The 22,037-nt window shown below is 46.7% G+C and carries 17 protein-coding genes; 11 read left to right on the top strand and 6 right to left on the bottom strand.

Annotation, left to right across the window (positions count from 1 at the left end; genetic code table 11):
• The first annotated feature begins 129 nt into the window (after window positions 1-129).
• The gene (locus tag P2W83_RS10255; protein ID WP_276133632.1) at window positions 130-2,574 is read left to right on the top strand and encodes an outer membrane beta-barrel protein; all 2,445 of its coding nucleotides are present in this window, start codon (window positions 130-132) and stop codon (window positions 2,572-2,574) included.
• 118 nt (window positions 2,575-2,692) lie between these two features.
• Here the strand turns inward: P2W83_RS10255 and P2W83_RS10250 are convergent, their stop codons facing one another.
• From P2W83_RS10250 to hscA, 3 genes are all read right to left on the bottom strand, one after another.
• Window positions 2,693-5,134 carry a hypothetical protein gene (locus tag P2W83_RS10250; protein ID WP_276133631.1) on the bottom strand — a complete coding sequence of 814 codons (2,442 nt, stop codon included), beginning with the start codon at window positions 5,132-5,134 and terminating at the stop codon, window positions 2,693-2,695.
• The gene (locus tag P2W83_RS10245; RefSeq protein ID WP_276133630.1) at window positions 5,097-6,224 is read right to left on the bottom strand and encodes a glycoside hydrolase family 18 protein; all 1,128 of its coding nucleotides are present in this window, start codon (window positions 6,222-6,224) and stop codon (window positions 5,097-5,099) included. The genes P2W83_RS10250 and P2W83_RS10245 overlap by 38 nt, the downstream gene beginning before the upstream one ends.
• 122 nt (window positions 6,225-6,346) lie before the next feature.
• On the bottom strand, window positions 6,347-8,206 hold the full coding sequence (gene hscA, locus P2W83_RS10240; protein ID WP_276133629.1) for a Fe-S protein assembly chaperone HscA: 1,860 nt from the start codon (window positions 8,204-8,206) through the stop codon (window positions 6,347-6,349).
• Window positions 8,207-8,409: 203 nt separating this feature from the next.
• Between hscA and P2W83_RS10235 the strand changes: the two genes are divergently transcribed.
• The 4 genes from P2W83_RS10235 to P2W83_RS10220 all read left to right on the top strand — a co-directional run bounded on the left by P2W83_RS10235 (window position 8,410) and on the right by P2W83_RS10220 (window position 14,102).
• Window positions 8,410-8,925: a hypothetical protein gene (locus P2W83_RS10235; protein WP_276133628.1), complete on the top strand. Its 516-nt coding sequence runs from the start codon at window positions 8,410-8,412 to the stop codon at window positions 8,923-8,925.
• Window positions 8,926-8,949: 24 nt separating this feature from the next.
• Window positions 8,950-9,327 carry a DUF7878 domain-containing protein gene (locus P2W83_RS10230; protein WP_276133627.1) on the top strand — a complete coding sequence of 126 codons (378 nt, stop codon included), beginning with the start codon at window positions 8,950-8,952 and terminating at the stop codon, window positions 9,325-9,327.
• A gap of 354 nt (window positions 9,328-9,681) precedes the next feature.
• Window positions 9,682-13,215 carry a chromosome segregation protein SMC gene (gene smc, locus P2W83_RS10225; RefSeq protein WP_276133626.1) on the top strand — a complete coding sequence of 1,178 codons (3,534 nt, stop codon included), beginning with the start codon at window positions 9,682-9,684 and terminating at the stop codon, window positions 13,213-13,215.
• A gap of 32 nt (window positions 13,216-13,247) precedes the next feature.
• Complete coding sequence (locus tag P2W83_RS10220) at window positions 13,248-14,102, top strand: hypothetical protein (protein WP_276133625.1); 855 nt, start codon at window positions 13,248-13,250, stop codon at window positions 14,100-14,102.
• On the opposite strand, the gene P2W83_RS10215 is transcribed toward P2W83_RS10220, so the two are convergent.
• Both P2W83_RS10215 and P2W83_RS10210 read right to left on the bottom strand, forming a co-directional pair.
• Window positions 14,089-14,460, bottom strand: coding sequence for a cupin domain-containing protein (locus P2W83_RS10215; protein ID WP_276133624.1), 372 nt, complete (start codon window positions 14,458-14,460; stop codon window positions 14,089-14,091). The two genes, P2W83_RS10220 and P2W83_RS10215, sit on opposite strands and share 14 nt — an antisense overlap.
• A gap of 6 nt (window positions 14,461-14,466) precedes the next feature.
• Window positions 14,467-14,748, bottom strand: coding sequence for a DciA family protein (locus tag P2W83_RS10210; protein WP_276133623.1), 282 nt, complete (start codon window positions 14,746-14,748; stop codon window positions 14,467-14,469).
• 171 nt (window positions 14,749-14,919) lie between these two features.
• Here P2W83_RS10210 and P2W83_RS10205 point away from each other — a divergent pair, with 171 nt between their 5' ends.
• The 3 genes from P2W83_RS10205 (at window position 14,920) to P2W83_RS10195 (ending at window position 18,332) form a co-directional block, all read left to right on the top strand.
• Window positions 14,920-15,996, top strand: coding sequence for a hypothetical protein (locus tag P2W83_RS10205; protein WP_276133622.1), 1,077 nt, complete (start codon window positions 14,920-14,922; stop codon window positions 15,994-15,996).
• A gap of 162 nt (window positions 15,997-16,158) precedes the next feature.
• The gene (gene dnaK / locus P2W83_RS10200) at window positions 16,159-18,054 is read left to right on the top strand and encodes a molecular chaperone DnaK (protein ID WP_276133621.1); all 1,896 of its coding nucleotides are present in this window, start codon (window positions 16,159-16,161) and stop codon (window positions 18,052-18,054) included.
• A gap of 98 nt (window positions 18,055-18,152) precedes the next feature.
• The gene (locus P2W83_RS10195; protein ID WP_276133620.1) at window positions 18,153-18,332 is read left to right on the top strand and encodes a hypothetical protein; all 180 of its coding nucleotides are present in this window, start codon (window positions 18,153-18,155) and stop codon (window positions 18,330-18,332) included.
• A gap of 54 nt (window positions 18,333-18,386) precedes the next feature.
• Here the strand turns inward: P2W83_RS10195 and P2W83_RS10190 are convergent, their stop codons facing one another.
• Entirely contained in the window at window positions 18,387-18,875 is a 489-nt protein-coding gene (locus P2W83_RS10190; RefSeq protein WP_276133619.1) for a DinB family protein, read from the bottom strand.
• Between the two features lie 43 nt (window positions 18,876-18,918).
• On the opposite strand from P2W83_RS10190, the gene P2W83_RS10185 reads away from it, so the two are divergent.
• From P2W83_RS10185 to P2W83_RS10175, 3 genes are read left to right on the top strand one after another with little or no spacing between them, the layout of a single operon-like run.
• Window positions 18,919-20,139, top strand: coding sequence for a trans-sulfuration enzyme family protein (locus P2W83_RS10185; RefSeq protein WP_276133618.1), 1,221 nt, complete (start codon window positions 18,919-18,921; stop codon window positions 20,137-20,139).
• 11 nt (window positions 20,140-20,150) lie between these two features.
• Window positions 20,151-21,350 carry a 3-oxoadipyl-CoA thiolase gene (pcaF, locus tag P2W83_RS10180; RefSeq protein WP_276133617.1) on the top strand — a complete coding sequence of 400 codons (1,200 nt, stop codon included), beginning with the start codon at window positions 20,151-20,153 and terminating at the stop codon, window positions 21,348-21,350.
• A 7-nt stretch (window positions 21,351-21,357) separates the two neighbouring features.
• Window positions 21,358-22,035, top strand: a complete 678-nt coding sequence (locus P2W83_RS10175; RefSeq protein WP_276133616.1) for a hypothetical protein — start codon at window positions 21,358-21,360, stop codon at window positions 22,033-22,035.
• Window positions 22,036-22,037: the final 2 nt, after the last annotated feature.

Raw genomic sequence — 22,037 nt, 5'->3', positions numbered from 1 at the left:
TCTTTGTGGATTTGTACAGCTCAATATATAAATCACCCTTTTCGGGGGGTGCCAAAAAATGCAAATCACCCGCGTTGGGTGAAGGCTTCAATGATTGGCGGAAATACATTTGAGCATAAATCGGTCGCTATGAAAAGTCTTCTACTAGCCATACTATCAATGATCATTCTCGAGTTTCCTGCATTGGCAAAATCTGGCAACATTACCGGCAAAGTAACTGACAGCGATGGCAAACCTCTGGCTGCGGCCAATGTGGTGATACTCAAAGCAGAAGGCAACACGCTGGTTAAAGCCGACCTGACCAACGACAATGGACTATACACAATTGAATCGCTGGAAGACGGCAGCTACATCGTAAAGATCACATTTCACGGATATGAAACATTCAGCTCAGAAAAGATCACCATAGCAGGCAATAATCTAAACATACCCGAGGTTGTTTTACAACCTAAATCCGGCACACTCAAGGAAGTAGCTATAAGAGGACAAAAGCCGCTGATAGAAATAGAAGCCAATAAGATAGTGGTGAATGTAGAAAGCAGCATTGTAAACGCAGGCTCATCCGCACTGGAAGTACTCGCCCGTTCGCCCGGCGTACGTGTCGACCAGAACGACAACATTAGTCTGAAAGGTAAGCCCGGCGTTACTATCATGATAGATGGAAAGATCACCCACATGAACGGAACAGACCTGGCCAATATGCTGAAAAGTATGCCCAGCAATTCCATTGACAGGATAGAGCTTATAAGTAACCCCGGTGCGCGTTATGATGCTGCGGGAACGGGTGGCATCATCAACATACGCACCAAAAGGAACCAGCGCATTGGCTGGAGCGGCTCTATCAATGCCTCTTATGCACAAGGAATCTATCCTAAAACAAATAGCGGTATCAACCTCAACTACCGCAACAAAAAAGTGAGCCTGTATGTCAACTATAGTTATGCATATCGTTATTGGTACAACCACCTGATGCTGAACAGGCGTTTTTACGATACTGCCGGAGCTGAGCTGAGCAAAAAGCTATTTACCTACCTGCAGGATAACTACACAGTCTTCGACTTCAAGAATCATGTTGGGTCGTTCGGTATGGACTATAGTCTTTCGAAAAACACAACAGTTGGTTTCAGCGGCAGTGGCATCACCAACCATTTTAACCCGAAAGCTGACAACCGCTCAAAGGCGCTGGATCAGAACGATGCCATCATGTACTATTTCAATACCACTGGCCGTCATACTAATATGTTCTTCAATTACGCCGGCAATGCAAATCTGCGTCATACGTTCGATACCTCCGGAAAGGAACTGAGCGTGGATGTCGACTATGGAGCCTTCGGCAATCAGAGCAATCAAAATTTCGTAACGGAATACTTGTCACCCGATGGCAACATGTATATGCCTTCATACCTGATGAAGAGCAACCTGTCAGGGGTAACACAGATACGGTCGTTAAAGGCAGATTACTCAAATCCGTTGAGAAACAGCGCCAGCTTCGACGCAGGCGTAAAAGCAAGTTATGTGACGGCAGACAACGAACCATTGTTTTATGAGCAGATCAATGGCCTATATGTATTGGACACCAAACGCAGCAATCACTTCATTTACAACGAGAACATCAATGCAGCATATACCAACTTCAAAAAAGACTGGACAAAATGGAGCACACAATTGGGTCTGCGCTTGGAAAATACGAATGCCGAATGGGAACAGAAAGTAACTGACCAGAAATACGACACCAATTATACGCAACTATTCCCAAGCCTGGCCGTACAGCGACATGTAACTGAGAAACACGATGTCGGCATCACCGTTAGCCGCCGTATACAGCGCCCTGATTACCAACAGCTCAACCCATTCAAGCGTTTCATTGATCGCACCACCTACCATGGAGGTTACCCATATTTGCAACCTGCGTCATCGTACAACTTTGAACTATCGCATACGTACAACCAGAAATTCATCACCACTTTCACACACAGCATCACCACCAATGTGATCACCGAAGTGATACAACCCAGTGATGATGAAGATTCTGTCACCGTGCAAACCAACAAGAACCTCGACCGCATGGTCTTCTACGGCGTGTCGGGTTCTTATTCTCCCGAGATCACTAAATGGTGGACCAATGTCACCAACGTGAATGTGTACTATGCCCGCTATGAAGGCAACATCGCTAACACCAGCCTGAATGCCGGACGCCCCACTTTTGACATCTATACCAACAACACCTTCATCCTGCCATGGGACTTATCTGCAGAATTGGGCCTGTTTTACCAGGCACAACAATTGTATGCGTATATGGATGTGAACCCAAACTGGATGCTGAATGCCGGCCTGCAAAAGAACTTCCGGGATAAGGCGTTCACTGCCAGGCTAAATGTGCAGGATATCTTCTGGAAAGGCTACCCGAGTGCTACCTCCACATATAGCGGCTACCAGGAAGATTTTGTAGCAGAACGGGACACGAGACAAGTAACTGTAGCACTGACGTATCGCTTTGGCAAGAAATCGGTAGCTCCTGTACGTCGCAGAAACGGTGGTGCTGAAGATGAGAAGCGGAGAGCTGGCAATGGCTAAGTACATAATTAAAACCGGCGATACCCGGTTATCCAAATAAAGAAACTGTATTCCTACAGATAGACAAAACCCCTCCGGTGTTATATCCTGCAACCAAATGACCGGAGGGCTTTTTTATTTATTGCACATCGGGACAACCGACTGCCCAATAATACGTGCGGGTGTGTTCGTACTTGCTGGCGAATGAACGATAATAAGGCGATTTATAATCGTCGTCATTGCCATAGTATTCTATCCCCTTCATTTCCTTTCTTCTGCTACCTCCATATTTATCGCAGTAGCCGAGCATTAGGAGACATTGCGCTTCAAGCTCATTATCTTTTGTCGTACTGAGTGCACGACGGTACATCTCCATTGCATCCGCGTAGTTATAGAAAGCTCTCATTTTTTGCTTGTCGTTTGAAATGAAGTTGTAGCTCACCCAATCATAATTTACCCCCCACGCACCGCGACTGGATTTTCCGTAGCTATACATCATCCATCCTTTGCCACCCCAGGTCAGGTTAAAATATACATTGGCCAATAAAAAGGTTTGTCTCGCCTTATTTTCGGTGGTTACAGCAGAAGCTAGTGCGTCTTCTATTGCAACAACATCCTTGATGATAAGTTTCTTGCTGGTATAGGCATACTGCTTGCGCGGTCCCAATACACCGGAAATGTATGTACCTACGCTGCCTATATACATTTTAGGTAGGTAGCTTTCGTATTCATAGTTCTGTGCCCAAAAACTATCGTTGATCTGGTTAAACACCGTCAGCGCCTCACGAAATTTCTTTTCGCGGATAAGCATCGTTCCTTTCAGATCGAGATAAAAGTCTACCGGCGCTGCTATTTCTTCAGCTATGTATTGTTCAAAAGCAGTCTTGTTGCTTTTGTTTCTAAATGCCAGCAAACTGTCAATGTCATTTGTAGTGCCGTACCGGTCGAAGTATGCAAGGCGGACATAGGTAATGCTGTCACTGCCAAGATAGCCGGTGTACTCATTAACATTGATCCGTGCCTTTTGCATCAGCAATGCAGCCGTAACTATATCCCCATGCGCGCGGTAACGCTTACTGAGCATTACCAGCAATTCATTCAGATCGTCATCGGGCTCTTTTGCCCAGTAATATCCGTCTTCATAAGGTTTCATTCCGACGCCGGCATTCTTCAGGTATTGCAACAGGTCAAATACTTTTTGTTTGCCGGCAGGATGCGTGATATCTGCTGTGTGCATCAGGCTGATCAAACGATCAATAGCTACCTGCTTGTCATAAACTGCCCTACCCGTTTTACTAACCTGCGACAAATAACTGTTGGCAGCCGCGTAATCACCGTTCATGTTGGAAAGATGCGCAATGCTCATCCGCAGAAAGTTTCGATCTGCACCACCATGTGCAAGCATGTATTTCAAATACTCTTGCACTTCGGTTAGATAAGCGCGGTCTTTACGAAGATTTTTGTCGAGATAATAGGCATAGTTGGTGTCTGCTTCCCAGTCACCATTCCTGGATTTACGTATATGCGATTGTTTTTCAAATGCATTGACTTTGGGTTCCGGGCTAAATCCGAGCACTTCTGGCGACCATATCCAGTCTTCCAGCTTATTTATCTCACGGGTAATCAGCAAAGGCAAATATTTGTTACCAGGATCGGCTGTATAGATCTTGCCAATTTTTTCAAGAGCTCTATCGGGTGTTCTGATGGTCTTTATCACGTCTACCATTAGCCTATCTTCTTTTGTCGTCACATAGGTCGCCAGACTATCAACACCCTCCGAATCCAACCATTGATACGCATAATGTTTTTTCTCATCACTTCTATCGAAAGTGCGTAACAAATAAAGATTTTGCAATGTTCCGGTAGGTTGTGCAAAAGCATAATACAGCATCCCCCAATCTGACACAATAGTCTTTTTGCCTTTCAAATATTTATCATAGATCGATATCAGCGTGCTGTCATGATTAAAAGGTGTTACACTATGATTCAAGTAATAAACAACCTTTACCGCCTGAAAAGCATAACGCTGCCTCAAAAATTCCGGCAATGGCTTCTCAAGCTTCTCCGTCAGCTCCATGTAACCTACCATATCCGCATGTCCACTTTTACCCCCATCATCCCATGGGTCATCATTACGGTCCATCTGATCAAACTCTATGCGCTTGGCAATCGCCATATACTCTAAAGCTTCTTTGTTTTGCTTTCGCGTGAGCCATCGTGCAAATGTATTGTCTGTAAAGTCTGACCAGTCGCCGGTATTGTATGCGTATAGAAACACGTCGGGTTTTGTTTCGTACTGTACCTGGTAGATATCCCCGACGCTGGCCTCCCCTCGGGTAAATGTGCGCCATTCTTCACAATTCAGCTTATAATCGTTCCCGACTGATGGACCACCATTAAGGTAATCATGTGTATACCCGAAGCCCGTCAATGCATCATCCCCGATCATCTCAGGCCTGAAGAGGGCAAGCCGCACTTCATCTGTCTCCAGGCTCGGCCCGCAACTATGCGTGCGCTCCGGCATAGTAGTCAGCAGCACAACGCTAATAAGCGCGATAAATATTTTGAATAGCGTTTTCATATCGCTTTACTGATGGCAGGTGCCAATGATAAAATACGATGCCCCTATAATTAGGGATCTTCCGTGTTATTAAAGCAGCAGCTTGCTCCACTTCATTTGCATTTGGATACTCCATGCGTAAAATGTCGCCTTCGCGTAGGTATCTGTTCTGAACAACGGTATCTCTTATTACAAGACTATTGTTTTGCTCCCGTTTGGAGAACGCTCCTGCAGCAACCAGCTCCGGTGTTTCATAGATGACACCTTTGAATTGCGGTCCGCGAAACCAGGCATACCAGCCAAATACGGGTAATGCGATCTCCATGGGCAAAGGATAATCTTTCACCTCGAGGTACTTTTCCAATTCTTTCAGATCGAAAACCGAGTTGACTGTTTGAGGGGTCGTAATACCGCCAAGGTTATAACACATTAGCACCACGCGGTCAACGGGCGGCACACCCATTTTTTTACGGTACTTATAAGGATACAACCTTACCGTCGCCGACAGTTCCATACCGGGTAGTTGCTTACGCAACTCCCTTAGAAAACGAAAGTATTTATCCTTTGTCTTGGCTGTCCAGTCGCAGTCTACCTGTATACCTTTCAAACGGCGCTCCAACATTTCATTCTTATACGCTTTACTTACCGAATCGTATTTGCGTTGATATGTCGAATCGTACCATTCAACTTTCATGCGTTTCATTCGCTGGCTAATACTGTCATACATGCTATTGGAGCCAATGTTGGCTGTTTCCAGTGCCAGCTTGAATTTTATTTTTCGCGCCAGCGTATCACACCAGTTGTCAGGCATCTGCTCAAATACCCTATTGGTGATAAATACAACAGGCGTATACGTCCTAGTTGCATACGCGTCAACATTACCTGTAGTATTGATAGGCACGGGCATCTTGCGAACCTCGCTCCAATCCACATCCATCATGTGAATGTAGAAGTGTTCTACACCCATACTGTCTATTTTACGGACCTCAGCACTATCTATTCGACCGTAGTTATCCAGTTTCCAGTAATAAAATGAGTGTCGCTTTTGTTGCCTGCTGCTACAGGAAACAAAGAGAATAAGGAAAAGCGCAAGGGCTACCCGGTGGTACATATCAGAAATGAACGCACTACTAAGTTAAGCCGTTTTTAGCATCACAATGCGGTTAATTATTATTATTCCTAAAAACAACAAGCCCCCATTTCCGGAGGCTTGTTCAAGTTATATCAAGTCGACTAAACGATCTTCTTTCCTTTCATCGCATCTTTCAGCGCTGCATCCATCACGCGCTCGGCGAACGGACGGGATATGTCATTCAACAACTCGGTCTCTTTCTGCACCAGGTCTTTATCCTTTGCCGCTATCGCGGCTTTCAGACGCTTCATCTGCAGCTCAGTAGCTTCCATTTCTTCGCCACTCAGCAGCTCACGGTGCTTATTGATAAACTTCATCGTTGTCTCCAGCATTTGTTCAGCTTCGGTGCTGGCTTCAACCAGGGCGCGCGTTTGCATATCGCTCTTTGCGTGCGTCAATGAATCCATCAGCATGCGTTCAACCTCTTCATCCGTTAGGCCGTATTGTGGTTTCACATCTATGGTTTGCGCTACACCGCTGCGCAGTTCTGTAGCACTTACTTTCAGGATACCGTCGGCGTCTATCAAGAAGGTCACCTCTACTTTAGGCAGTCCGGCTGGCATAGCAGGTATTCCGGTAAGATTGAACTCAGCCAGTTTACGGTTATCCTGCACCAGGTCGCGTTCGCCCTGGTAAACAGAGATGCGCATACCGCTTTGCCCATCTTTATGTGTAGTATATTGACGACCCGCCTTTGTGGGTATCTTACTGTTACGTGGTATCAGCACATCCATCAGTCCGCCCATGGTTTCAATACCCAGGCTGAGTGGTGTAACATCCAGCAGGAGCATGTCTGTGTTTTTACCAGCCAATATATCGGCCTGCACGGCTGCTCCCAATGCTACCACTTCGTCAGGGTTTAATTGGTCAAACACTTCTTTACCGAAGAAATCGCGTACGCTTTCTTTTACCAACGGCACGCGGGTTGAACCGCCTACCATTACTACCGCATCTATATCTTTTGTTTCCAGTTTAGCATCACGCAGGGCATTCTTACAGGCTGTAAGCGTGCGATCTACCAGCGGTTGTACCAGTTCGTTGAATTTCGCTTTTGTGATTCTTACTTTGCGGCCGTCAATTTCTCCTTCGAAACTGTCGTTGCTGCTCAAATGCTTTTTAGCTTCCTCAGCTGTCAGCCTTAGCGCCTGTGCCAGCGATTTATTGCCGTCAAATTCTGCATTACTGATGCCGAGCTCTGCCACCCAATGTTTTACTACAGCCTTGTCCATATCGTCACCACCCAGGTAAGTATCACCGTTGGTAGACAGTACTTCGAAGATGCCATTAGTGATCTTCAGAACGGAAATATCGAATGTGCCACCGCCCAGATCGTACACAGCTATAGTCTTTTCCTCCTCAGGTTTTACACCAAGGCCATACGCCAGGCTGGCTGCCGTTGGCTCATTCACTATGCGGAGGACATCCAGACCGGCCAGGCGTCCGGCATCACGGGTCGCCTGTCTTTGTGCATCGTTAAAGTAAGCAGGAACGGTGATCACCGCTTTGTTTACCGGCGTCTTCAATATATGTTCTGCCCTATGCTTCAATTCTTTCAATATGTAAGATGACAGCTCAATTGGCGAATAGAACTTGTCGCCCACCTGGATCTTCACAAGTGAATCTGTATCGTCGTCTATAATATTATAGGCAAAGAAGCTTGAGTCGTGGCCTACATCTTTGTAAGACTTACCCATCAGGCGTTTTACAGAATAGATAGTACGCTCCGGTTCATCTATCAGCAACTCTTTGGCCTCGTTCCCTACCATAGCACTGCTATTGCGGTCAAAGTGAACAATAGATGGCACCAGCGTCAACCCGTCTATTTCGCGGAGAGCTATCGGCTGCCTGGTGTCTTCGCGCACAATAGCGATCAGGCTATTGGTTGTACCGAGGTCTATTCCTACTATCGTCTCAGCCTGCTGCAGGCTGCCTGTGGCTATATTGATGGCTATTTTACCCATTAAATTCGTCTTGAGGGCACAAAGGTACGGGAAAGGCCATAAAGAGAATTCTATGCTAATGTTTCGTTTATCAGTGCATTAGAGGTCAAATAACAGAATATTTTAAGAAGTAACACAGCTGGCGAGGCGAAGTATATGCCAGGGCGGCATCATACTACTCGTCAATTCGTTATTTCAGCTATATTTGGAGAATCAAAGGTTCAATGTTTTATCGACTAGCTGCAATTGCGCTCGCTGTTGTTTTACTTGCCTCCTGCGCCGATAAGCAGCAGGATATTATTGGCCTGAACAACGAGCTGACCACCATAAATGACTCGCTGTTTTACAAAGGGCAGGCTTGGGGAGAGGAATTTAAAATAGCCTTCAACTCCGGTGACTACAGCCAGCTTCCTGCCGCGCGACAGGAAGTACAGGACTATATAGAACAAAGCATAGATGATGTAGCTGACATGAAAGACATTGGCGGGTCTGAGCAGCTGCGCACCGCCGAGCTGGACTACCTCCAGTTTGAACGCGATGTCATCATCCAGAAAATGAAGGCCTTTGAAGAGTTCTCTGATACCACCAACAAGCAGCGCGTCAGCGCGGCCTATACCGATCTTGTCAACAGCTCGAAAGAAGAGCAGGTAAAACTCAATGCCCTGCACGACGCCCAGAAGTCGTATGCCGACAATAATGGCATAGAGCTAAAACAGAGTGACCTGTCGCATATACAGTAGAGAGAAAATTTCCCACAGCAATTTATGAATATTGAGTTCGAAATAATTGAGCTACCTACCGAACAACACCTGAAATATGCCGCTGCTTTTGTGGAAGGAGAGCTACGGATATACATAGGAAACAATTTATTCTTTTCTGAAAACGAGATTCTTTTATTAGAGCTCGCCAACACAATTGATGCTTGGCTGCAGAATTTAAACTCAGACCCCACGGTTCCCCTGATCTATGAGACCATGGACTATGATGTCCCTATACTAACATTTGAATACGTCGAGGGAAATTACCTCGTTGACTCTCCATGGAAGCAGACCGCAGAAACGATGTTAGTAACGCACGCAGATGCCGTGAACGCCCTTAAAAGCTTTTCAACAAGCCTCCGCCGACAAATGCGGTCATTATAATTTACATTAATCATACTTTTCTTCGTAAATTTGCTATAGATAGCAGCTTTGCCTAAAGCTGCCTACATACCTGACGAGAAAACGCGGGAAAATGCTGTTAGGTGATAAGGCTTCAAAAAATCGAAAGTTGCTAATAGAAACATCAACCCAGAGTCAAAAAGTAAATATGTCATCTTGGTGCGAACGTCAAAATCGACAACAAAAGACAACATAATACACAAAATGACAATTCGTACAAGGGAAATGATGTTAATTAATACCCCAATTTCCCACAACTGATGGGCAAACCAGCCCTTTTCTTGGCCAACCCGGCAATTTGTATATTTTTGTTTTCCCCCAAAAAATCTCCGTGTTTTGAAGCTAAAGTCGTTGGAAATTAAAGGGTTTAAGTCTTTTGCAGACAAAACCCATGTGTTACTGGATCACCCCATTACCGGCATTGTAGGCCCTAATGGTTGTGGTAAATCTAATATCGTGGATGCTATCCGCTGGGTAATCGGTGAGCACAAGATCAAGTCGCTCCGTTCTGATAACCTGGAGGACCTCATTTTCAACGGTTCCCGTACCCGTTCCGGTTCGGGCATGGCCGAGGTATCGCTCACCTTTGAGAATACCCGTAACCTGCTCCCTACCGAGTTCACTACGGTGACCATCACCCGTAAGTTCTATAAGAACGGCGAGAGCGAGTACCGTCTGAACGATGTTACCTGCCGTCTGAAAGATATTCATAACCTCTTCCTCGATACCGGTGTGAGCAATGACTCATACGCGATCATCGAGCTGGGCATGGTGGATGATATCATTAAAGATAAGGACAACAGCCGCCGCCGTATGTTGGAGCAGGCTGCTGGTATCTCTATATATAAGACACGTAAAAAGGAAGCTAAGCAAAAGCTGGATGCTACCGAGCAGGACCTGGCGCGTATCGAAGATCTGCTGTTCGAGATCAGCAATAACCTGCGTACGCTGGAAAGCCAGGCCAAGAAAGCTGAACGCTACTTCCAGATAAAAGGGGAATATAAAGAAGTAAGCATTGAGCTGGCCAAAGCTTCTTTGGAGCATTTCAATGACCAGTATAAAGAACTGCACGAGCAGAACGACCGCGAGACCGACCGTAGGACACAGCTGGAAGCAGTCGTGGCTACCGAAGAAGCATCGGTAGAGCAGCAGAAAGTGAAGCTCATTGAGAAAGAGCAGGAGCTGAACGGCTTGCAAAAGCAGTTCAACGAACTGATAAACCGCGTACGCCAGTTGGAAAGCGATAAGAAGCTTGCCGCACAACGCCTGGAACACCTGAAAGACCGTGAAAGAAGCCTGGGCGAGTTCCTGTCGGGCGCTGGCATGCAGCTGCAAAGCCTGGAAGAATCTATCCAGTTTGCCGAAACGCAGATAGAAGAAGAAACCGGCAGCATGGAAGCGCTTCGCGACCAGTTGGAGACATTGCGTACGATGGTTGATGAAAAGCGTGAAGGCTTCGATGAGAAGAAAAAAGTATTGGAACAACTCCGCTCCCAATACCAACAAAAACAACGCGGCCAATTCGACGCAGAGAAGAAAGTGGCTATTGCTGACACCTCTGTAATGAACGTGCAACGCAGCATGCAGCAGGTGCAGGAAGAAAGTGCGCAACGTAGCAGCCAGATCACACAACTGACCAACGAACGTACAGATACAGAAGGACAGCTGCAGGACAAACAAGACGAACTGCAAGACCTCGTTACCCGCCACGAAGAAGTGAAAGGCAAGATCCTGCAAAGCCAGGAACAAGTAGAAAGCCTGCGTGCGCAGCTGGTAGACGAGAACCGTAAACTGGATTCTCGCCGCAACGAGCACGACCTGTTGAAATCGCTGGTAGAAAGCCTGGAAGGTTATCCGGATTCTATCAAGTTCCTGAAGAAGAACAAAGAATGGAACAGTGAAGCGCCGCTACTGTCAGACGTATTTGTTGTGCAAAATGAATACCGCACAGCGCTGGAAAACCTGCTAGATAGCTACCTGAACTACTACTTAGTAAATAATATAGACGAAGCTGCAAAAGCAGTACACCTGCTGGAGTCAAACAAAAAAGGTAAAGCCAACTTCTTTATCCTCGATAAATTTCAACAATACACCGCTGCAGAACATAACACACCTGAAGGCTTAATACCCGCCCTGAGCGTGGTGAACGTAGACGAGCAGTACAAACCGTTGGCCCAACATCTGCTGGGCCATGTATACATTGCCGAAAGTGAAGGCAACCTGGTTGGCCAGGAAATGCTGAACGGCAATGTAATAGTGGAGAAGAGCGGTAAGATGGTCCGCGGCAAATACACGCTGGGTGGTGGTTCTATCGGCCTGTTTGAAGGCAATAAGATAGGTCGTGCCAAAAACCTGGAGCGCCTCGCTAAAGAGATTGAAGACCTCACAGCCATCACTGCCGAACTGAAGCAGAAAATATCTGATACACAGGTATTGATAACTGGCTTCAACCAGGAGCTGAATGATAAAGCCATCGAGCAAACACGCCAGGACATCAACCGCCTGCAAAACCACGTAGCCAACCTGGGCAACCGTATCGAGAACTTCGAACACCTGAACCAGACCGGCGAACAACGCCTTGCCGATTTGCAGGATCAACTTGAGCATACGCAGGAAAGCATTGCAGATACGCGTGCCGAACTCGAGAACATAAACGACGAACTGCAATCGCTGCAACAAAACATACAACAAGCCGAAGGCGAATTCCAGGCTGTAGAGCAGGAATTCAACATGGCTACGCAGCAATACAACAACCAGAACATCCAGTACACCCGCCAGCAAAGCAAGCTGGAAGGATTAAAGCAGGAACTAAGTTTCCGCAGCAACCAGCTGAATGATCTGAAACGCCAGATAGCTACCAACAGCGAGCAACTGCAACAAATAGCCGGACAGCTGTCTGAAACAGAAACGCAGCTGCATGCAGGCGATAACGAGTTGTATGAATTGCTGACGCGTAAAGAGACCGAAGAGAAAGAACTGAACGAAAAAGACCGCCTGTACTATGAAATGCGTAACACCATTTCGACACAGGAAAGTGCACTGAACCAGAAACGTCGCGAAAAAGAACAGGCTGAAACACTGCTGAACGGCATCAAAGACAAGCTGAGCGAAATGAAGCTGCAGCTGGCGGGGATGAAAGAGCGCCTGAGCGTTGAATTCAAAGTAAACCTCGACGAAATACTCGACCAGGCACGTACTGGCACCCTAGGTGTGGACGAACTGAACGCCGAAGCCGAGCGCATGAAGAAGCGCCTCGAGAATATGGGTGAGGTAAACCCAACCGCCATCGAAGCCTATACGGAGATGAAGGCGCGTCACGACTTCATTGTAGAACAGAAGAATGACCTGGTTGAAGCTAAAACATCTCTGCTAGCTACCATTGAAGAAGTAGAGCTGACAGCGAATTCCAAGTTCAAAGAGACATTCGACAAGGTTCGCGAGAACTTCGTAGAGGTATTTAAGGCGCTGTTCACAGCAGAAGACAATTGCGACCTGCGCCTGACAGATCCGGAGAATGTGGCAGAAAGCGGCATCGAGATCTATGCTCAGCCAAAAGGTAAAAAACCGAGCACACTGACACAGCTGTCGGGTGGTGAAAAAACGCTGACATCAACGGCGTTCCTGTTCGCCATCTACCTGATCAAGCCGGCTCCGTTCTGTATCCTAGATGAGGTGGATGCCCCACTCGATGATGCGAACGTTGGTAAATTTACACAGATGATTCGCCAGTTCTCTAACAACTCGCAGTTCATCATCGTAACCCACAACAAGCAGACAATGGCTGCTGTGGACGTGATATACGGTGTGACCATGCAGGAGGCCGGTGTAAGTAAACTGGTACCGGTGGACTTCCGCAGCCTGAGCAACTAGGTTGGCTTATAAATTGCTTTAATAATGCAGCTATGAACAGATTGATCTCGACATTAGCTGCATTATTTTTTTGTGCCTATTGCAGCGGCCAGGAATACTACGGCACGTGGGATATTAGGGACTCTACTGAACATTACGTATTCGCAGAGACAGCTTATATACGTGCCGATACATCACTCAACTCTGCTATTCTCGACAGTTTGCAGGTGGGGGACAACGTACTCGTGCTGCATACAACATCAGCAGTAGCTACCGTAAGAGGCATTACTGCTCCCTGGGTAAAACTGAGCTACAATAGAAATGGATCTGAAAAGACGGGATACATGTGGAGGACTCTCCTGTCTTTCGGCCGGCTACGACGTGGCGATACTAAGTTTATCTATGGCTTAGAAAGAAAGTTATCAAAAGACACTGCGTCTGAGTATGGCAACTACACCATGCGTTGGTACGATGCCAAATTGAAAGTCGTAATAAATTCGAGCAAGGTTGCGGAGTCTGCGTTCCGAGTTGACGCCGGCGAAGGAGGGGACTATGTGTCTACAGCAATATCGGATGGCAAGAGACTTGAAAATGTAAAGCAGATACCAGCTATCAGTATCGGCGGGGGAGCCTGTGGCGTAGGCACTCATACATTCATGCACACGTGGAATGGGAAGGAACTCTACGCACTTCCAAAGCTGTACGAAGTAGGTGACGCGGGCGTATACTATTACACAGAACAATTCACATTTCCCGCAGACAAAGGCGGCAAACCCGGCATTGTTACCTGGACGTCCGAAGAAGCCGAAGCCACCGAAAAACTCAAGAAAAACGGTGAGCCTGTCTTTAAAACAACAAAGAAGAAGAAAAGCTATGCCTGGGACGGCAAAAAACTTAGTCCCCGGTAGGCATTATGTTGCTGGTCTCTACCATCAGCATCACTGTCTTATGAGGCGCACGCGGACGGTGCATCACACCCTTACTGATCGTAGTTCCCTGATTAGGTCCCAGCTCTATCGTCCGGTCTTCCAGATCGATAAATAACCTGCCACTTAACACAAAGAAGAACTCGTCGTCGTTATCGTGCTTATGCCAGTGGAATTCACCCTCCACCATACCGAGACGCACTACACTATCGTTTACCTGTGTCAGCGTACGGTTGGCCCATGTCTCTTTTACAGAGTCTACCACAGATGGCACATCAATAAGTTCCTGGTGTTTGAAAAGGACCCCCAGGTCTATGTTGTAGTCTTCCAGCGTTTTCATATGTAGTTATTTTACGATAATATCTCTAATAGCAGTTTCGCCCAGGTATTCGTTGATGCGTTGAACTAGCTGCTGCTTGCCATAAAACAGTTCCTGTTTCAGGCCGGCGATATCGGTGTAGACCGTCAGCACCCCGTCATTCAGGTACATATTGCGGGTATAGCGGCTTATGGTTTTGCCCACTATTTGCTCCCACTCCTGGCGCAGGCGCAATTCTGTCACCTTACCTTTCCAATTCGAACGCTCCAGCAGTAGGTTGACAGCTTCGCCGATACTATACGATCCCATGCCTGCAAGATACTTAAAGAAGCGGCCCCCGCTGAGCTTTTTTACCGACAATCCATATCAAAGCCGGAGCAACTGTCCGGAATATGTCATAATTGCCAAAGCTTTTGTAAAGGTGGGTCAAACTTTGACCTAAAAACTTATCTTTGTTTGCCTTTTCCGATTATATATAACATGAAAAGATTCTTTCTATTAGGGCTGACAGCCCTTATTGCCCTTAGCGGGTGTGAAAAAGATTTTGAAGTAGCTGCTCCGTATAAGGATATTATGTTGGTGTATGGTATCATAGACCCATTAGACACCGCGCACTACGTACGCATTCAGAAAGCATTTCTGGATGAGAATAAAAGTGCCATTGAAATGTCCAAGGTCCCGGATTCCAGTTATTTTCCAAATATTGCTGTAAAGGTTCAGGAATATACTACCGCAGATAAGTTGATCCGTGAGTTTGCCCTTAACAAGGTTGACATGAACCTGGAAGGTAATCAGAAAGACCCCGCAGCAAACAGCCAGGGCTTTTTCACGTCTCCCAACTATGGTTATAAGTTCAAAGAGACGTTAACCCCATTTGCAAAATATCGTCTCATCGTCACCAACCTTAACAGTGGCAAGATCGATACTTCGCAATTCTTCCGCACAATTAATACAGATACCAGCAAGGGTACCGACAAATTTTATATCTCCGCGTTCTCAGCCAGCAAATACGAGATTGATTTTTCAAGAACAACAGCGAGCCACGTATGGAATCTCAGCGGTACAAAACCATTGAACGGCGTAAAATTCCAGGGCAAGATGCGTTTTAATTACATCGACAAAAATGCCCTTGACGGCTCAGAGACAAACAGGTACGTAGAAATGTTCATCCCGGCAAAGATCACCAACGGTAGTTTCCAAACTACGACTTTCGTTTTGGAGACCGCCAATAAAAGCTTTTATTCATTCCTCCGTGACGCTATCGGACTGCCACCCGCAAATGTTGAGCGTTATCTTGGCTTAGTGGAGGTTTCTGTATATGCTGGTAGTTTAGAGTTGGCAAATTACGAGGCCATCAACAGCGCGCAAAGCGGCGGCCTCACCGGCGACCAGATCAAGCCTAACTACACCAATATGGCCAGCCAGGATGCTCTCGGCCTGATCGGATCGCGCTCATTCAGGATATATGAGAATGCAAGGCTAACCGATCCTACCATAGACTCGCTGATCAAAAATGACATAACTGCACCATTGAAGATCAAGGGCAGAGCACAGTAAGCAAATAATTCTCAAATACGTACAGCCTTTAATGTCAGCATTAAAGGCTGTTTTGTTTTACCCCTGTCAGTTTTCCTGCCAATATTTCAGAAAAACCCCCACTGGCACATGTATTGACATAAAAAAAGAGCAATCTTAAAACATTTTGAAATAACTGATACTATGGGAAAAATAATTGGAATTGACTTAGGAACTACCAACTCGTGCGTTGCCGTAATGGAAGGTAACGAGCCGGTAGTTATCGCTAACGACGAAGGAAGGCGTACCACCCCTTCGGTAGTAGCATTTTTGAAGAATGGTGAGCGTAAAGTAGGTGACCCGGCAAAACGCCAGGCTATCACCAACCCTATGAATACCATCATGTCTATCAAGCGTTATATGGGTCGCCGCTTCGACGAAGTTGGCAGTGAGATGACGCACCACTCGTACAAGATCATAAAAGGCGATAACAATACCCCGCGCGTGGATATTGAAGGTCGTATGTATACGCCACAGGAGATCTCAGCCATGGTTCTTCAAAAAATGAAGAAAACAGCCGAAGAGTTCCTGGGCCAGGAAGTAAACGAAGCGGTGATCACCGTTCCGGCTTACTTCAACGATGCCCAACGCCAGGCGACTAAAGAAGCTGGTGAGATCGCGGGCCTGAATGTTCGTCGTATCATCAACGAACCAACGGCTGCAGCCCTGGCTTATGGCCTGGACAAGCAACACAAAGACAGTAAGATCGCTGTATTCGACCTTGGTGGTGGTACTTTTGATATCTCTGTACTGGAACTGGGTGATGGCGTATTCGAAGTAAAATCTACCAACGGTGATACTCACCTCGGTGGCGATGACTTCGATAAAGTGATCATGGACTGGCTGTCTGAAGAGTTCAAGAAAGACGAAGCAGTAGATCTGCACAAAGACCCAATGGCATGGCAGCGTTTGAAAGAAGCTGCTGAAAAAGCTAAGATCGAACTGTCTTCTTCCCAGGAAACAGAGATCAACCTGCCTTACATCACTGCTGTTGATGGTGTGCCTAAACACCTGGTGCGTAAACTGAGCCGTGCTAAGTTTGAACAACTGGCAGACAGCCTGGTAGAGCGTACCCTGGAACCATGCCGCAAAGCGCTGAAAGACGCAGGCATGAACACCAGCGAAATAGACGAAGTGATCCTGGTGGGTGGTTCTACTCGTATCCCTAAGGTTCAGGAAGTAGTAGAAAAATTCTTCGGTAAGAAACCACACAAAGGTGTGAACCCTGACGAAGTAGTAGCAATTGGTGCTGCTATCCAGGGTGGTGTATTGACCGGCGACGTGAAAGACGTACTGCTGCTCGACGTTACTCCGCTGTCACTCGGTATCGAAACTATGGGTGGTGTGATGACCAAACTGATCGAGTCAAACACTACGATCCCTACTAAGAAGAGTGAAGTGTTCTCTACTGCCAGCGACAACCAGCCAAGCGTTGAGATCAACGTGATACAAGGTGAACGCCCGATGGCTAAAGACAACAAATCTCTGGGACGTTTCATCCTCGATGGCATCCCACCAGCTCCTCGTGGTGTTCCGCAAGTAGAAGTGATCTTCGACATCGATGCGAATGGTATCCTGCACGTGACTGCTAAAGACAAAGGCACTGGCAAACAACAAAACATCCGTATCGAAGCAGGTAGCGGTCTGAGCAAAGAAGAGATCGAAAAGATGAAGAACGAGGCTAAAGCCAACGAGGAGTCAGATAAACAAGTGCGTGAGCGCGTTGAAAAGTTGAATATGGCGGATGGTCTTGTCTTCAACTCAGAAAAACAATTGAAAGACTACGGCGACAAGATACCTGCTGACCAAAAATCAGTAATTGAAAGCGCAGTGGCTAAACTGAAAGAAGCGCACAAAGCAGAAGACATCGCTGGTATCGACAAAGCCATGGAAGAACTGAACGCTGCATGGCAAGCTGCCAGCCAGCACATCTACAATGCACAACAGCAAGGTGGCGGCGCCGAAGGCGGAGGCCAGCAAACTGCCGGCAACAACAACGACGGCGGCGTAGCTGATGCTGAGTATGAAGAAGTAAAATAAGGACGATATCCTATATGTTAAAATAGCCGGCGTGAGCCGGCTATTTGCATTTCGAGGCATCGTTTTTTACCCTCTATTACTGAGAAAAAGAGAATGTTATGAAGAACGCAAGGAATGCCGGGAATAAGCAAAGTAAGCAGGGCAAGGTAAACATACCTAAGCCCGAGATACGTGACAACCTGGATAGCCGCGAGCGCAAGGATGCAGGCTATAAGGACCACAACAACAAAAAGGGCAGGAAACCTAACTCGAGGGATAAAGATGATGCCGGACAATAGAGAATGCCGGGACAATGACGCAAAAAAGAGTTCGTAATTGAACTCTTTTTTTATTTACCCCACGTATTGAACCAGATCGAGAGAAGGCATCTTGGTTACACCTAGCTGCCGAAGCATAGTCACCAATTGTCCTCTATGGTAGCTCGAATGGTTGAGCGCATGGGTGAGCACAGTAAACACAGACAGCTTCATGGGCCGTTTCTGAAGATTGTAATACTGTAATACGTGCTCAAATCCTCGGTCGTCGAATTGCTTTTCTACAAATGCGACCAACCCCTCAGATGTTTTTATCCATTCGATAAGAGCTTCCTCAAAGCTTCCCGTAAATACATTCTCCATCCATACCGGCTGTTCCACCAGGTTTAATCGCTGAAGCCAGATCGCCTCTGCGCACCATATATGCATTGCGGTAGCATTAACAGACGGGAAACTGCTAACGATCTCCTTTTCGCTATGCTCTGCCTCCAGCTTGGTTATTACCTCTATGAGCCGCTTATTGGCCCACACATTATATTTAGCATATTGCAACAATAGTTCCTTCATCTAATCTCTTAACTTTGCATCCACTAAAATAAGAAGTCTGTTTATGACTGATGAGAAAAACTGTGGCTTTGACACGCTCTGCATTCATGGTGGACACAAGACCGAAAGTAACCGCGCGCACCTGACGCCGATCTACGCCTCCAGTACTTATACTTTCGAAAGCGCTGAACAAGGTGTGGCTGTTTTCAGGAACGAAGAACCTGGTTATATCTACGGTCGCTTTGGCAACCCCACTATCAACGAGGCTGAAGACAAGATCGCGTTGCTCGAAGCTTTCGGTTTGAAAGATGCAACTGGCGAACCACTGAAGCTCAAAGCAATTCTTCACTCATCGGGCATGGCAACCATCACCACCATGCTGCTCAGCAACCTGAAAGTGGGTGATACCATCATCACTCACCAGTCATTGTATGGTGGCACCCAGGAAATGCTCGACAAGATCCTGCCATCACTGGGCATCAACAGTACAATCCTTGATTTCCATAACCTGAGTGCAGTTGAAGAAGCTATAAAGGCTGACAACACGATAAAGCTGATGTACCTCGAAACACCAGCCAACCCTACCCTGCAATGCATCGATCTTGAAGCATCCGCAGCATTAGGCAAAAAGCATAACCTGATTGTTTGTGCAGACAACACTTTCGCAACACCGTACCTGCAACAGCCATTTAAGTACGCGGTAGATTATGTGATGCACTCGACAACTAAGTTCCTGAATGGTCATGGTACGGCAGTGGGCGGTATCGTGGTCGGTCGCGATCTGGAGAAGATGAATGGCGTGGTAACCAAAACACACAGGCTGCTCGGCGGTAATAGCAATGCATTCGAAGCCTATTTACTTACAAATGGATTGAGAACATTCAGCCTGCGTATGCAGCGCCATTGTAGCAATGCAGAACAAGTGGCCAACTTCCTGGAACAGCACGAAGCAGTTGCGCGCGTCAACTACCTTGGTCTGGCTTCACACCCCGACCATGCAACCAGCAAAAAGCAAATGAAACATGCGGGCGCTATGCTCAGCTTTGAGTTGAAAGGCGGGTACGATGCAGGATTGAAATTTATCAACAGCCTGAAAGTATGTACCAATGCTGTTTCACTCGGCACGTGCGACACACTCGTTTCACACCCTGCCTCAACAACGCACGTTGGCGTAAAACCGGAAGACCGGGTACGCTTTGGTATTACTGACGGACTTATCCGCATGAGTGTAGGCCTGGAAAATATTGAAGATATATTAAACGATCTCAAACAAGCTTTACAATAACACATACAATAATGAAAACGGTTTATATAGTAGATGCAGTAAGAACCCCGGTTGGTAAATATGGAGGCAGCTTGTCAACAGTACGTCCGGATGATCTGTTAGCTCACGTAATCAAATCACTCGTAGAACGCAATCCTTCAATCGATGTGAACGAGATCGAGGATGTAATAGCTGGCGCTGCTAACCAGGCTGGCGAAGACAACCGCAACGTAGCACGTATGGCAGCATTGCTGGCTGGCCTTCCAACTACTGTTGGCGGTAATACTGTGAACAGGTTGTGTGCTTCTGGCCTGCAAGCCATTATGGATGCATCGCGTGCTATCATGTGCGGTGATGGTGAAATGTACATTGCCGGTGGTGTAGAAAGCATGACGCGTGCCCCGTTTGTAATGGCCAAAGCAGAAGGGCCGTTTGCGCGTAACCCGGAAGTATTCGATACTACTATGGGTTGGCGCTTCATCAACAAGAAATTCAATAAGGACAACTACTATCCGTTCACCATGGGTGAAACTGCGGAGAACGTTGCGGAACGCTATAAAGTGAGTCGCGAAGCTCAGGATGCTTTCGGCTTGAAAAGCCAGCAAAAGTATTTCGCGGCACAAGCCTCTGGTAAATTCAAAGACGAGATCTCGCCCGTGGCTGTTGACCTGGGCAAGGGTAAAACTATGGTGTTCGACACCGATGAACATCCACGCGAAACAACGTTGGAGAAACTGGCCACGTTGAAACCCGCCTTCAAAAAAGACGGCACCGTTACAGCGGGTAACTCTAGCGGCATCAACGATGGCGCTGCTGCACTACTGCTGGCATCGGAAGAAGCTGTAAAGAAATACAATCTAAAACCGATCGCTAAGATCAAGAGCATGGCAATAGCTGGTGTTGATCCTGCTATAATGGGCATTGGTCCGGTACCTGCTACTCAAAAAGCACTGAAACGTGCAGGTCTGCAAGCCAGCGATCTGGATCTAATTGAACTGAACGAAGCATTTGCAGCGCAAGGCATCCCTTGTATGCAGGAGCTCGGCCTTGACGAAGAGAAAGTAAATGTGAACGGCGGCGCAATTGCGATCGGTCACCCGCTGGGCTGTAGTGGTGCACGCATTACCGCTACTCTACTGCACGAACTGAAGCGCCGTGGTGGTAAATATGGTTTAGCTACGATGTGCATTGGCGTAGGCCAGGGCGCAGCTATTATTTACGAAGCAGTATAACTACGTTATGCCGTACCGTTTTGCTTTGTTATTTTTTATACTGTTCTCAGGATATGTCCGCGGGCAACAGAACTGCATTTGTCCTTCGGGCACCATCATTGGAAATGTAACGAAGCCCGCTAAAACCTTTAGCTTTAATGGAGGCACAATTGTCATGTGTGGGGGGTATACTGAAAATGGTAATGTTTTTTCTGAGTTCCTTTTGTATGACTGTCGAACTGAAAAAATAATTGGAGAATGGGACGCTACACAAAGTTGTACCCTGGTAAAGTCTAACGACACGCTTATCGTATCCACGCTTCGCAACTGGCCTATAGGAAAGAACTATGAATTCAACACTGTGCCCTTCTATATCTCTAAGCTCTACTATGAGGGTAATACAATAAAAGAGCTCGATTATTACCTTAGTAATCACAGGAGATATTCCGATAAAGAAATACAGCGGGTCATCACGAATTATCAAAACTATAAGCCAGGAAACAATTCTGACACCACCATCAACTTTGCCTATTTACTCTTCTGGTCCTATGTTTCAGGCAGTAAAAAGGCGGAACAATATTTGAATACACTGGAATCCAGATGTGGCCCCTTCGACGGCGCTATTTCTGAAGAGTGGAATGAGATCATAATGACATATGCCCACTATAAGGAACTCGCAGGGAAGGGTTTAGTTCAAACAAATTAATC

The sequence above is a fragment of the Polluticoccus soli genome (genome assembly GCF_029269745.1).
Classification (GTDB): Bacteria; Bacteroidota; Bacteroidia; order Chitinophagales; family Chitinophagaceae; genus Polluticoccus; species Polluticoccus soli.
The sequence above is the reverse complement of the archived record's forward strand: the minus strand, read 5'-3'. Positions and strand labels throughout refer to the sequence as shown.